Origin of the sequence: Bacillus sp. ms-22 (assembly GCF_009759805.1) — a bacterium.
Lineage (GTDB): Bacteria > Bacillota > Bacilli > Bacillales > Bacillaceae > Bacillus > Bacillus xiamenensis.
In genome coordinates, this window is record NZ_CP046653.1 from 1,746,931 (window position 1) to 1,759,841 (window position 12,911).

The window sequence follows — 12,911 nt, forward strand, 5'->3', positions numbered from 1 at the left end:
AGACAGGGATCAAAACACCTTTACGAAACAGCCAGTTGCCGAAACTCTTTTGGTGACTGGCTGTTTAATTTCAATTGAATTCGGATATTGTTATAATAATCAATATACTCCCTGACTGTTTTTTCTACAATGGCTGTTGTAGTGTTTGTCAGGTGGTGGAGATAAAATCCTTCTGATTTTAAACTTGAGTGGAAGGATTCGATGGGGGCATTATCAGCGGGCATTCCCTTACGGGACATGCTCATGGTAATGCCTTTTTCCTTTATCTCCTTTTGATAAGCATAAGAAGTGTAGACCGAACCTTGATCACTATGAAGTACGCAGCCTTTAGGCAGTGTCTTTAACTGCTTCAATGTATCTAAAACAAGAGAAACATCCTGTTTATCACCAATCGTATAAGCCACAATCTCACTTGTATATAAATCTTTTATGCTGGATAGATAAAGCATTTTTTGCCCAAATGGCAAATACGTGATATCTGTCACCAGTTTTTCAAGTGGCTTGGTCGCAGAAAAATCTCGTTTTAAGTGATTTTCTGCAATGTAATAGGGTTGACCGGTCTGTTTACGCTTTTTCACTTTCACACGACACTGCAAACCGTAGGTTTGCATCATTCGTTGTACTCTCTTATGGTTGATCTTCATTTCTTGCGTAGAAGAGCCGTTATTTTACGATACCCATACGTATACTTGTGCAACTTACAAAGTGTTGAAATAAGCTTGATTAACCCATGTTGCTTTGAGTGATGATGATCTAGTTTTTTCCAACGATAAAATGTTGATTTAGCCACTTCAAATAGCTGACAGAATTCACTGACACTCACTTTATCTTTTACCGTTTCGTAGATCGACACGAGTGCTTCTTTTTCCACCACCTTTCCCATTCTCGGTACTTTTTTAATATGTCTATTTTTTGATTTAGATAGCGATTTTCTGTTTTCAATCTCTCGTTTTCATCTTGGTATTCAGGTCCTTTCCCGTATGAATACTGCTTTCCAACAGGTTGATGAAACCGGTGGGTTTCACCATTGTGATACCATTTCATCCAAGTTTTCACTTGTGTTTTATTCTTAATTCCTAGCTTGTCCATGATTTCTTTTGTTGAGACTCCTGCCAACTTCATCTGAACCGCCTCTTCTTTTACACTTGCGGGGTAACTGACTCTTGTTCCCATACAAAAACACCTCCAAATTGTTTTCAGGTATGATATACCCGATTTTCAACTTAAAGGTGTTTTTATTTGTCTCACTTTATGGGGTCAGTGCCCTTTTTTTGTGTGGTAATTACCGGTAAATGAAGTTCTTTCAGTATGAGAACCATTTTTCACCACATACTATTTTTAACCCATCGTATAGGAAGTGACTTGGATGGACGGACAAATCTTTATTCGGCTGCGCCATCGGATCAAGACCGGTAATGATCAGCTCATTTATTTAGCAGATATCGCCCAAATCACTGGTGATGAGCGGACTGTTCAAAAGCTCAGGAAAATGCCGATGTATCACGTCAGCAAAAAGGATCGTCACATCGTGGTTTTAGATATCATGCATGTGGTCAAAACGATCAAAAAAACGTGGCCAGACATTGACATTCAAACCGTCGGAGGCTCGGAGGCCATTGTTGAAATTGATACAGGCAAACGCCAGCTCTCACCCGTATTATTTGTGTTTGTATGGCTCCTATTATTTGTTGGAGCGGCCCTTGCCATCATGAATTTCCACGAGGATGTCAGTATGCGACTTGTTCATATCCGCCTATATGAAATGATCACAGGAAAAACAGTGGAGCATCCGTATTTATTGCAAATTCCATATAGTTTTGGACTCGGTTTTGGGATGATTTTATTTTTCAATCATGTCTTTAAAAAGCGTTTAAATGAAGAACCAAGTCCGCTCGAAGTGGAAATGTTCAAATACCAGCTCGACCTCGATCATTATGTTGCACTCAACGAAAATAAAGAAACATTAAAAGATATCCATGATCGGTAATTGGTTGTTTGTTATGCTCGTAGGGCTTGGCGGCGGGTTAACGGTAGGGGCAGGATTTGTGGCATTTCTCACAGTGCTTGGCATTATCCCACGGTTAATGCAATTAACGAAAACGCAGCGTTTCATTCAAGGGTACGAGGCGGCTGTCATCAGTGGAGCGGTCGTTGGCGGATGGGCCACCTTAAGTCAAATGCATGTGCATTTATCCAAATGGCTGGTGCTCCCGATTGGCCTTTTATCAGGCATCTTCGTTGGCATGCTCGCCGCCGCACTCACTGAAGTGTTAAATGTACTTCCTATCTTAACGAAAAGAATTGGAATGGACGGGAAAATTGTGCTGCTGCTCATGGCCATCGTCTTAGGAAAGGTGTTTGGCTCATTATTTCATTGGCTTATTTATATTTAAAAATGTGGAGGGAACGACTTGTGTCAAGTTTAAAAGAGAATTATCCATCTAAGGTGAAAACGTATCAGCCCAAACCCCCTTATGTACTCAACTGCATAAAGGCTTTTCTTGTTGGCGGATTGATCTGTGCCATAGGCGAGGGATTGCAAAATTTCTATATTACCTTTTTCGATTTTAATGAGAAGACAGCGGGGAATCCAACGGTGGCGACCCTCATTTTAATGTCTTCTATTTTAACTGGTATCGGTATTTACGATAAAATTGGTCAGTTTGCTGGAGCGGGGTCTGCTGTCCCTGTGACAGGGTTTGCAAACAGTATGACAAGTGCGGCTCTTGAGCATAAAAGTGAAGGGCTTGTGTTAGGTGTGGCCACGAACATGTTTAAGCTTGCTGGAAACGTCATTGTGTTTGGTGTCGTCTCGGCATATGTCGTAGGAATCATTCGATACGTCTTGGAAAAGATGTTTTCGTAGGAGGAATGAAACGTGAAACTAACAGGTAAACAATCTTGGGTATTTGAACACAAGCTTTATGTTAATGCAGAAGGAACAGCTGCAGGACCGAAAGAAAAGGAAGGCCCGATCGGTCATCTCATTGATAAAACATACGATGAAATGCACTGTTATCAAAAGAACTGGGAAATGGCTGAAAGACAGCTTATGGATGATGCCATATCAACAGCTTTATCAAAAGCGAATCTGCAAAAAAGTGAGATTGATCTTTTGCTGGCAGGAGATTTACTGAACCAAAATGTCACAGCAAACTATGTGGCTAGAGAGCTTAAAATCCCGTTCCTTTGTTTATTTGGGGCTTGCTCCACATCAATGGAATCAGTTGCGATTGCCTCAGCATTAGTAGACGGCGGTTTTGCAAAAAGAGCGATTGCTGCGACAAGTAGCCATAATGCGACAGCAGAACGTCAATTTCGTAATCCGACAGAATACGGCGGACAAAAACCGGATACTGCGACAAGTACAGTGACTGGGAGCGGGGCAGTGATTATCAGCCAAGAGCCCTCTCAAATTCAAATCACAAGTGCAACCATCGGACGGGTCATGGACCTTGGAATTACAGATCCATTTGACATGGGATCAGCCATGGCGCCAGCGGCAGCAGACACCATTAAACAGCACTTAGAAGATTTAGGGAGAACGGTTGATGATTACGATCTTATTTTAACAGGTGATCTATCCGGCATTGGCTCACCGATCTTAAAGGATCTCCTTAAAGAAGACGGCATTCAGCTCGGCCGAAAGCACGATGATTGCGGCTTAATTATTTATACACCTGATCAAAATGTTTTCGCTGGAGGCAGCGGCTGTGCTTGTTCAGCTGTTGTGACATTCAGTCACATCTTTCAAGAAATGAAAGCAGGGAATTTGCAAAGAGTATTGGTTGTAGCAACCGGTGCGCTTCTCAGCCCAATGATGGTCCAGCAAAAAGAGACCATTCCAACCATTGCGCACGGAGTTGTATTTGAGCGTGCAGGAGGAGAGAGCTAATGGATTATCTTATCGCTTTTGTTGCAGGCGGGCTTATTTGCGTCATCGGCCAGCTTTTACTAGATGTACTTAAACTCACGCCTGCACATGTCATGACCACTTTTGTTGTGGCTGGAACCATTTTAGACGGGTTCGGTATTTATGATAAATTTATTGAATTTGCAGGTGCGGGTGCTACCGTGCCTATCGTGAGCTTTGGTCACAGCTTGCTTCATGGGGCGATGCACCAAGCCGATGAACACGGCTTTATTGGCATCGGGATTGGTATTTTTGAATTAACCTCTGCTGGAATATCAGCTGCGATTTTATTCTCATTTATTATCGCACTGATCTTTAAACCGAAAGGATAACCTAATATGGGGCAAAGACGCAAAGTCATTTTAGTGACAGACGGAGATATATATGCTGCCAAAACGATTGAGCTTGTCGCAAAAAAGGTTGGCGGAAGATGTATTTCCAGCTCAAAAGGGAATCCGAGCAAACGGACAGGACCAGAACTGGTCCAAATGATTTTAAAAACGCCGTATGACCCAGTGTTTGTCATGTTTGATGATTCTGGTTTAACTGGTGAAGGGACGGGGGAGACGGCGATGAAACATGTAGCAGGTCACCCTGAAATTGAAGTCATTGGCGCAATTGCAGTGGCATCTAAAACCCATCAAGCCGAATGGACAAAGGTACATGTTTCCATTGACCGAGAAGGTGAACTGACAGAATACGGCGTTGATAAACACGGACTTCCAGAAATGGAACCACATAAAATGAGCGGAGATACAGTGTATTGTCTGGATTCACTTCACCTTCCGTTTGTTGTGGGCATTGGAGATATTGGCAAGATGGGACGGAAAGATGATATAAGCAAAGGGTCTCCAATCACGATGAAAGCAGTTGAATTAATTTTAGAAAGGAGCGGTTTCTATGAAGAAAGACAAGGTACATGTGTTCCGAGATCCGAAGAAAAATGAAGATTTCTTCAAAGACAATGTCGGAATGGGTCTCAGCTTTGACCTTGGCGTTCGGAAAATTTATGTCCATGATCAGGAAATCCAGCTTTACTATGTAAATGGATTATGTGATACACAATATGTGATCTATTTATTAAAAGAACTGATTGAAATCAATGACAACGAACCTGAATCAGATGATCTTGCACGTGTGATAGAGAACCGCCTTGTCAATCAGCAAGTCTCCAAAGTTGAAACGCTGGATGAAGCTGTGGATCAAGTGCTGTCGGGGCTTGTGGCAGTCGTTGTAGAAGGCGAAAATTACGCATTCATCATTGACGTCAGGAGCTATCCTGGCAGAATGCCAGAGGAGCCGGATACAGAAAAGGTTGTCAGAGGTGCAAGAGACGGGTTTGTTGAAAACATTATTGTGAATACAGCACTTATTCGAAGAAGAGTGCGGGATGAAAAATTGCGCTACAAAATGCTTAAAGTAGGCGAACGTTCAAAAGCAGACGTTTGTGTTTGTTACATTGAAGACATTGCGGACCCAGATCTTGTTGATATTATTGAAAAAGAAGTATCCAGTATCAAAGTTGATGGACTGACGATGTCTGATAAAACGATTGAAGAATTTATCATAAAACAAGGATACAATCCCTTTCCGCTTGTCCGATATACCGAGCGTCCAGATGTTGCCGCTAACCATATATTAGAAGGGCATGTCATCATTATTACCGATACATCCCCTAGTGTCATCATTACGCCGACCACTATTTTTCATCACGTTCAACATGCAGAAGAATACCGCCAAGCACCAGCAGTTGGGACATTTTTAAGATGGGTGCGTTTTTTAGGCATCTTGTGTTCTACTTTTCTTTTGCCGATTTGGTTTCTTTTTATCCTAGAGCCGAATTTGTTACCAGACAATCTAAGCTATATAGGATTTAACAAACCCTCTCATATTCCTGTTATTCTCCAAGTGTTCCTTGCTGATTTTGGGGTCGAATTTTTACGAATGGCAGCGATACATACGCCAACCGCATTGTCGACGGCCATGGGCTTGATCGCAGCCGTTTTAATTGGACAAATTGCGATTGATGTTGGTTTATTTACACCAGAGGTCATTTTATACGTCTCACTAGCAGCCATCGGCACATTCACCACTCCGAGCTATGAGCTTAGCGTCGCTAATAAAATCATCCGACTGATCATATTAGCATTAGTAGCGATATTTAAGCTGAATGGACTCATCATTGGTTTTACGTTGTTAGTCATTTATTTAACCTCTATTCGGTCCTTGCAGACGCCTTATATGTGGCCGTTCATTCCTTTTAATGGAAAGGCTTTGTGGCAAGTGCTCATTCGGACGTCTGTTCCTGGCTCAAAAGTAAGGCCGAGCATCGTTCACCCTCAAAACAGATCAAAAATTCCGCCAAATTCTTAACGCTCGTTGAAAGTGGCTGAAGATTGTGATATTGTATTTTTAACTTTGAGAAACGGCAAAAGGCAGCTCACGCAGCTGTCTTTTTTCAGCCGAGGCGGAGAAAGAGGGAATGACATTGTATTTACACGGCACTTGCAGACAAAATGAACTCGGACATTTAGAAATAGGTGGTGTGGATGCCGTTTCTTTAGCTGAAACGTATGGGACGCCACTTTATGTATATGATGTAGCTTTAATACGGGAGCGCGCAAAAAGCTTTCAAAAAGCATTTATTGAAGAAGAATTAAAGGCCCAGGTGGCATATGCGAGTAAGGCATTCTCTTCTATTGCGATGTTTCAGCTTGCCAAAGAAGAAGGATTATCACTTGATGTCGTTTCAGGAGGGGAGCTGCATACAGCTATTTGTGCTGGATTTCCAGTAGAAAAAATTCATTTCCATGGCAACAACAAAAGCAGAGAAGAATTAAAAATGGCATTAGAGTATGGGATTGGCTGTATTGTCGTTGATAATTTCTATGAAATCAAACTCATTGAACAGCTTGGTCAAGAGCTGTCGAAAAAGGTGAAAGTATTGCTCCGCATCACGCCGGGTGTTGAAGCACATACGCATGATTACATTACAACAGGTCAAGAAGATTCAAAATTCGGCTTTGATCTTCATAATGGACAAGCAGACGAAGCGGTGAAACAAGTGCTTGATTCAGAAGTGATCGAGCTTTTAGGTGTCCATTGCCATATTGGTTCACAAATCTTTGATACGGCTGGATTTGTCCTTGCAGCAGATAAAATTTTTATGAAGCTGGATGAATGGAGAGAATCATTTGGCTTTATTTCCACAGTGTTAAACTTAGGCGGCGGCTTTGGAATCCGTTATACAGCAGATGACGAACCACTGCCTGCGACAGAATACGTGGAGAAAATCATTCAAGCAGTGAAAGATAATGTATCCCGCTATGAGTTCGAAATGCCGGAGATTTGGATTGAGCCAGGCCGCTCTCTTGTTGGAGATGCAGGGACAACACTTTATACGATCGGCTCATCAAAACATGTACCTGGCATTCGTGATTATGTAGCGATTGACGGCGGGATGAGTGACAACATTCGTCCAGCTCTATATCAAGCAAAATATGAAGCGGCGAGTGCCAACAAAATGAGCCAAACGCACGACCAAACGGTTTCGATTGCAGGAAAATGCTGTGAGAGCGGAGATATGCTTATTTGGGATATCGACTTGCCAGAGTTATCACAAGGAGATTTACTAGCGGTCTTTTGTACAGGAGCATACGGCTACAGTATGTCAAACAACTATAACCGCATCCCGCGCCCGGCTGTTGTGTTTGTAGAAGATGGGGAAGCGCAGCTTGTGGTGGAGCGTGAGACATATGAGGACATTGTCAAATTAGATCTGCCTTATCAATCAAAAGTGAAATCATCTACTTAAAAAGAAAGCTGCCTGATCATTAGGCAGCTTTCTTTTTATAACATTTATTTTCCACCAGTGAATACAGACACGATTGCGTTCCAAATGGAGACAAAGAAATCCCAAATCTTCTGTAGAAGGTTTTTCCCTTCATCTGATTCTATGAATTTCGTAATCTTGTCTTTTGCTTTATCAATTTGAGATCCGACCTGTTTCCAATCGATATTGATATTTTTCATTTTATCGAAGAGAGAGACAAGCTGATCCTTTTGTTCTTGCGTCAGATTTAAGTTCAAATCCGAAGCGGCTTGATCCACTTTTTCTTCTACTTCTTTTGTTGTTTTAGGAACACCATTTTTCGCAATGTCATCTTTGATTTTTGCAATCAGGGCCGAAGCATTGTCTTTACCAATAGAGTCACCTAATTTAGAGGTTGTCACAAGCTCTTCGTTTGCAACCTGTTTCACATCCTCTGGAATGGCTTTATCGCTTGACACTTCATAGGCTTTTAATAGCCCTGTAAGAGCTGCTGTACCAGAGACTTCAAACGGAGCCGTCACGACAACTTTTGCATCTTTCACACCTGCTGTCATTAAAGCATTTAAATACATCTCATCTGTAATGGTCTTAATGTTATGAGTATCCACAGTCAGACCAGATCCTGATTTTTCAATAGTGATGGATGAAGATGATAATGCTCGACTCCCGATTTGAGAACTAGGGATATACTTTCCTAAATATTCGTGCTCTTCTTTATTGGTCACTTCAATTTTTGTCGCATTTTCAGGTGGATTCAACTCGTCAAGCACCTTCTGGCGATCAGCCGCAGTTAAGTCTTGCCCGAGTGTGACGATGACATCGCCGACAGCTGCATCCGCTAAGCTGACTTTTGGCGCACCTATTAGCAAAAGGAGTGCTGCCATCATACCAAGCATTGTTTTTTTTAACATGTTGACCTCCTTCAAGTCGAAAGCGTTCCTCTTTTGAGAGAAACTCATCTTTTGAGTACATGCGTGAAGCGTACTCCAACATATAGACGTAACAAATCAGCCTGACGTTTCAATTTTCTTTTGAAGACGTTTTAATCAGTCTGACTTCATGTACTTAGGAGAAAAGAATCAGGCTCTTCTATTTTATCAATGATGTGATGGGAGGTAAATAACATTCAAAGAGCAGGGGATGTTTCACATCATTAAAAATGTGCTATAATGAGCGTTGTTTAACCTGAAAGGAGAATGTGAAAAATGGCGAAAAAAGGATACATACAATTAACAAATGGAAAGAAAATTGAGTTTGAACTTTACCCAGAGGCTGCTCCAGGTACAGTAGCAAACTTTGAAAAATTAGCCAATGAGGGCTTCTACGATGGATTGAAATTCCACCGCGTAATCCCTGGCTTCGTCAGCCAAGGCGGCGATCCAAACGGTAATGGAACTGGGGGTCCTGGTTACACCATTAAATGTGAAACAGAAGGAAATCCTCATCAACATGAAAGAGGTTCATTATCAATGGCACACGCTGGTAAAGACACTGGCGGCAGCCAATTCTTTATCGTACATGACCCGCAGCCGCACCTAAACGGTGTTCACACTGTTTTTGGCAAGGTGACATCAGGTATTGAGGCTGTTCTTGATATGGAACAAGGTCAAGGCATGGAAAAAGTCGAAGTTGTCGACGCATAATAATGGGAAAACAACGTATGAAACACCGCATTTGCGGTGTTTCAGCGTGTAGACAAACCCTCGCATTCGGTGTCAGTCCTGCGTGCCGGTACTCACGAATGTCAAATTCGCTCCGTGCCGGTACTCGTCCTTCCTAGACTGCAAAGGTTTTCTATCACGCTGAAAAGAAGACAAAGGGCTAAAATAAAGTTCATTTTAGCCCTTTGTCAACAATCTGAAACACCGCATTTGCGGTGTTTTTTTATGACGAAAAAAGCTGTCATTTATGATATAATGGAACATATATTCGTAAAAAGAAGCCTGGTAATCGTACAAGAAAAAAAGAAAGCTGGTGGATGAGATGAAATCATTGACAACGGAAGAAAAAAGGCAAATGATGGATGAAATACAACGTTTCTTTGCAAATGAGAGAGAAGAGGTTATTGGAGAAGTGGCAGCGGGAGAAGTATTGGCTTTTATCACTCATCACCTCGGAAGCTACTACTATAATCAGGGGGTGCGCGATAGTCGAGATATAGCTGTTCAACGTGCACAGGCCTTAGAAGAAGACTTGTTTGCTCTTGAAAAAAGAGTTTAGGTGAAAAGTTTCTATTTTCTTTAGTATCTATGTGGTTTACTGTCCTTATCAGGAGAAATTCAACGAACACCCCCTTAATAAAGAACGCATATTCGTATCATATGTAATGATTAAAAGGTGGAAACCAAAGGGCCATCTGAATCGTTATATAAGTAACCATTAATGAAATCAGCTTTTTTGGTTTTATTTCAACAAAAGAAGGAATAAAACATACAAATAGGCGAAGTGCAGATGATGGAGGTTCTAACTATGGGGAAAATCAAATTAAAAATTGCGATCTTATTTGTTTTACTGCTTTGTTTAGGCGCAGGTTATTTATACATGAATGGCATGAAATTTGAAGATGTGCCAACAGCCATTGGTGAAAGCTTAACGAACAATGATAAAGACTACACCATCTATGAATATACCATTACAAAAATTGATGGAGACGAATACTACGGTAAAGCGAAAAACGGAACGAAAATCATTTTTAATGGAAAGAAATTTGAAGATGATGTAGCTGATCTGAAAAAAGGCGATCGTATTAAAGCGTACTTTAGTAATGAAAAAAGAATAGATGGTCTTATAAAAGTAGTAAAAGTCGTAAACTAACATGTCTCCTTTCCTATAAGGAGGCTTTTTTTATGAAACAGATCATGAAATCTTGATTGTTGCATTTGTCAACAAGGATCGCTATAATAGCCCCTAAGGACAGCTAAATATCGATTGTATCCTTCGGGGCAGGGTGAAAATCCCGACCGACGGTAATAAAGCAGTTGCTTTACAGCCCGTGACCCGTTAATTTATTAACGGTTGATTCAGTGAAAAGCTGAAGCCGACAGTGAAAGTCTGGATGGGAGAAGGATAACGAAAGCTATGTATGAACAAAAAACAAGTGTTGATCATAGTTTTATTTCTAATGCAAAAAAACCACAGCCCCGGAATGTTTCCGGGGCTTTCTGTATGTAAATGAAGTGATAGCATGCAGTGTTTATTAGGTGATCCCTCATCTACCTTGTATGGACCATAAAAAGCGACGAAGGTGCTCAATCGATCACATGTCCCTAATATCGCTTTTTCATAAAGTGAGAAATACAATCGAAAGAGAAAGGGAGGATCACATGTTTACGGGGATTATTGAAGAAGTTGGTACAGTCCAGTCATTAAACAAAAAGTCAGCTGATGCCATGGAAATCGTCATCAAGTGTAGCCGTGTGCTAGAAGATGTTCATCTTGGAGACAGCATCGCCATCAATGGCGTATGTCTCACAGTCACAAGTTTTACAAAAGATCAGTTTGCGGCAGATGTGATGCCTGAAACGGTCAAAGCAACATCGCTTTATCAGCTGGCATCAGGCAGTCCAGTGAATTTAGAGCGGGCCATGTCCTCAAATGGACGATTCGGCGGTCATTTTGTATCTGGCCATGTTGATGGAACGGCTTTAATTACCCGGATTGAAAAAAAGAGCAATGCCATTTACTATGATTTGGAAATGGACAAGACCCTCACAGATATGCTCACGAAAAAGGGATCGATCGCAATAGATGGCGTCAGTTTGACCATTTTCGATTTGCGAGATGCACGCGTTACAGTTTCTATCATTCCACATACGCTTGAAGGAACCATTTTCCCGACTAAATCTATGGGTGATGTTGTGAATGTAGAATGTGACATGATCGGTAAATATATTTATCGCTTTTTAACAAAAGAACAAGACGAAAAGCAGCCATCCCGATTGACCCCATCATTTTTAAAAGAGCACGGATTCTAGGAGGCGATTGTATGTATCATTCAGTTGATGAGGCGGTAAATGCCCTCAAGCAAGGAGAAATTATTATCGTAGTGGATGATGAAGATAGAGAAAATGAAGGAGACTTTGTGGCACTTGCTGAACACGCCACGCCGGAAGTCATTAACTTCATGGCTTTATATGGGAGAGGCCTTATTTGTACGCCTGTTCATGAGTCGATAGCCAAGCATCTGAATCTGCATCCAATGGTAGAACAAAACACGGATGCACACCATACAGCGTTTACGGTGAGTATCGACCATACGTCAACGACAACGGGTATTAGTGCGTTTGAGCGCTCAACGACCATTTTGGCCATGTTAAATAAAGAGTCAAAACCAGAAGATTTTGCCCGCCCTGGTCATGTTTTTCCGCTTATTGCAAAAGAGGGCGGCGTACTAGAAAGACCAGGCCATACAGAGGCGGCCGTTGATCTTGCTAAACTTGCGGGGTCAGTCCCTGCAGGTGTTATATGTGAAATTATGAATGCAGATGGAACGATGGCACGCGTGCCCGAACTGAAAAAAATTCAAAAAGAACATGAGTTAAAGATGCTGACGATTGAAGCATTGCAGGCACATATAAATAATCAAACAACGACAATTGAAACAAAATAAAAATCACAAAAAAGGATGATGAACATATGAATACAATACAAGGCCATGTAGTAGCAGAAGGATTAAAATTTGGAATCGTCGTCGCAAGATTTAATGATTTTATTACAAGCAAGCTGTTAGATGGGGCAGAAGATACATTGCTTAGACACGGAGCAAACGGCGACGATATCGATGTCGTGTGGGTGCCGGGTGCTTTTGAAATTCCGTATATGGCCAAAAAACTAGCAGAAACAAAAAAATATGATGCAGTCATTACACTTGGAACCGTCATTCGAGGCGCAACCACACATTATGATTATGTTTGTAATGAAGCGGCAAAAGGGATTGCTCAAAGTGCCATCTCAACAGGCGTACCGATTATCTTCGGTGTACTCACAACAGAATCCATTGAACAAGCCATTGAAAGAGCTGGTACAAAGGCTGGTAATAAAGGCAGTGAATCAGCTGCAGCTGCAATTGAAATGGCCAATCTAAATCGAACGTTTCGTTAATTTGATGAAAAAGAGTTTAAAAATAGCACGAAAGTGTTTATAATGTGTGATAGCAAGTGATTCATC

Annotated in this window: 15 protein-coding genes, 1 pseudogene and 1 riboswitch; of the genes and pseudogenes, 14 read left to right on the forward strand and 2 right to left on the reverse strand. The window is 41.5% G+C overall.

Annotated features, from left to right (window positions below; translation table 11 throughout):
• Positions 1 to 20 precede the first annotated feature (20 nt).
• Positions 21 to 1,173 (reverse strand): annotated as a pseudogene (locus GPA07_RS09160) (IS3 family transposase).
• Positions 1,174 to 1,366: 193 nt separating this feature from the next.
• On the opposite strand from GPA07_RS09160, the gene GPA07_RS09165 reads away from it, so the two are divergent.
• From GPA07_RS09165 to lysA, 8 genes are all read left to right on the forward strand, one after another.
• Positions 1,367 to 1,987: a stage V sporulation protein AA gene (locus GPA07_RS09165; RefSeq protein ID WP_008359660.1), complete on the forward strand. Its 621-nt coding sequence runs from the start codon at positions 1,367 to 1,369 to the stop codon at positions 1,985 to 1,987.
• Entirely contained in the window at positions 1,977 to 2,393 is a 417-nt protein-coding gene (locus tag GPA07_RS09170; protein WP_008359662.1) for a stage V sporulation protein AB, read from the forward strand. The genes GPA07_RS09165 and GPA07_RS09170 overlap by 11 nt, the downstream gene beginning before the upstream one ends.
• Before the next feature lie 20 nt (positions 2,394 to 2,413).
• The gene (spoVAC, locus tag GPA07_RS09175; protein ID WP_008359664.1) at positions 2,414 to 2,866 is read left to right on the forward strand and encodes a stage V sporulation protein AC; all 453 of its coding nucleotides are present in this window, start codon (positions 2,414 to 2,416) and stop codon (positions 2,864 to 2,866) included.
• 12 nt (positions 2,867 to 2,878) lie between these two features.
• A complete protein-coding gene (spoVAD, locus tag GPA07_RS09180) occupies positions 2,879 to 3,895 on the forward strand; it encodes a stage V sporulation protein AD (RefSeq protein WP_008359666.1) in 1,017 nt (338 codons plus the stop codon).
• Positions 3,895 to 4,245: a stage V sporulation protein AE gene (spoVAE, locus tag GPA07_RS09185; RefSeq protein ID WP_008359668.1), complete on the forward strand. Its 351-nt coding sequence runs from the start codon at positions 3,895 to 3,897 to the stop codon at positions 4,243 to 4,245. The genes spoVAD and spoVAE overlap by 1 nt, the downstream gene beginning before the upstream one ends.
• Positions 4,246 to 4,251: 6 nt before the next feature.
• Entirely contained in the window at positions 4,252 to 4,860 is a 609-nt protein-coding gene (locus GPA07_RS09190; RefSeq protein WP_071168986.1) for a stage V sporulation protein SpoVABEA, read from the forward strand.
• On the forward strand, positions 4,814 to 6,286 hold the full coding sequence (locus GPA07_RS09195) for a spore germination protein (protein ID WP_071168987.1): 1,473 nt from the start codon (positions 4,814 to 4,816) through the stop codon (positions 6,284 to 6,286). The genes GPA07_RS09190 and GPA07_RS09195 overlap by 47 nt, the downstream gene beginning before the upstream one ends.
• A gap of 115 nt (positions 6,287 to 6,401) precedes the next feature.
• Positions 6,402 to 7,727, forward strand: a complete 1,326-nt coding sequence (gene lysA / locus GPA07_RS09200; protein WP_071168988.1) for a diaminopimelate decarboxylase — start codon at positions 6,402 to 6,404, stop codon at positions 7,725 to 7,727.
• A gap of 44 nt (positions 7,728 to 7,771) precedes the next feature.
• On the opposite strand, the gene GPA07_RS09205 is transcribed toward lysA, so the two are convergent.
• A complete protein-coding gene (locus tag GPA07_RS09205) occupies positions 7,772 to 8,656 on the reverse strand; it encodes a DUF1002 domain-containing protein (RefSeq protein ID WP_157292418.1) in 885 nt (294 codons plus the stop codon).
• 294 nt (positions 8,657 to 8,950) lie between these two features.
• On the opposite strand from GPA07_RS09205, the gene GPA07_RS09210 reads away from it, so the two are divergent.
• The 6 genes from GPA07_RS09210 to ribH all read left to right on the forward strand — a co-directional run bounded on the left by GPA07_RS09210 (position 8,951) and on the right by ribH (position 12,845).
• Positions 8,951 to 9,388: a peptidylprolyl isomerase gene (locus GPA07_RS09210; protein ID WP_008359679.1), complete on the forward strand. Its 438-nt coding sequence runs from the start codon at positions 8,951 to 8,953 to the stop codon at positions 9,386 to 9,388.
• A gap of 340 nt (positions 9,389 to 9,728) precedes the next feature.
• Entirely contained in the window at positions 9,729 to 9,965 is a 237-nt protein-coding gene (locus GPA07_RS09215; RefSeq protein ID WP_008359681.1) for a DUF2164 domain-containing protein, read from the forward strand.
• Between the two features lie 249 nt (positions 9,966 to 10,214).
• Positions 10,215 to 10,559, forward strand: coding sequence for a hypothetical protein (locus tag GPA07_RS09220; protein WP_008359682.1), 345 nt, complete (start codon positions 10,215 to 10,217; stop codon positions 10,557 to 10,559).
• 115 nt (positions 10,560 to 10,674) lie between these two features.
• Positions 10,675 to 10,816: riboswitch (FMN riboswitch) on the forward strand.
• Positions 10,817 to 11,068: 252 nt separating this feature from the next.
• Positions 11,069 to 11,719: a riboflavin synthase gene (gene ribE / locus GPA07_RS09225; protein WP_157292420.1), complete on the forward strand. Its 651-nt coding sequence runs from the start codon at positions 11,069 to 11,071 to the stop codon at positions 11,717 to 11,719.
• A gap of 11 nt (positions 11,720 to 11,730) precedes the next feature.
• A complete protein-coding gene (gene ribB / locus GPA07_RS09230) occupies positions 11,731 to 12,354 on the forward strand; it encodes a 3,4-dihydroxy-2-butanone-4-phosphate synthase (protein WP_083381140.1) in 624 nt (207 codons plus the stop codon).
• Between the two features lie 26 nt (positions 12,355 to 12,380).
• Complete coding sequence (gene ribH / locus GPA07_RS09235; RefSeq protein ID WP_008359688.1) at positions 12,381 to 12,845, forward strand: 6,7-dimethyl-8-ribityllumazine synthase; 465 nt, start codon at positions 12,381 to 12,383, stop codon at positions 12,843 to 12,845.
• Positions 12,846 to 12,911: the final 66 nt, after the last annotated feature.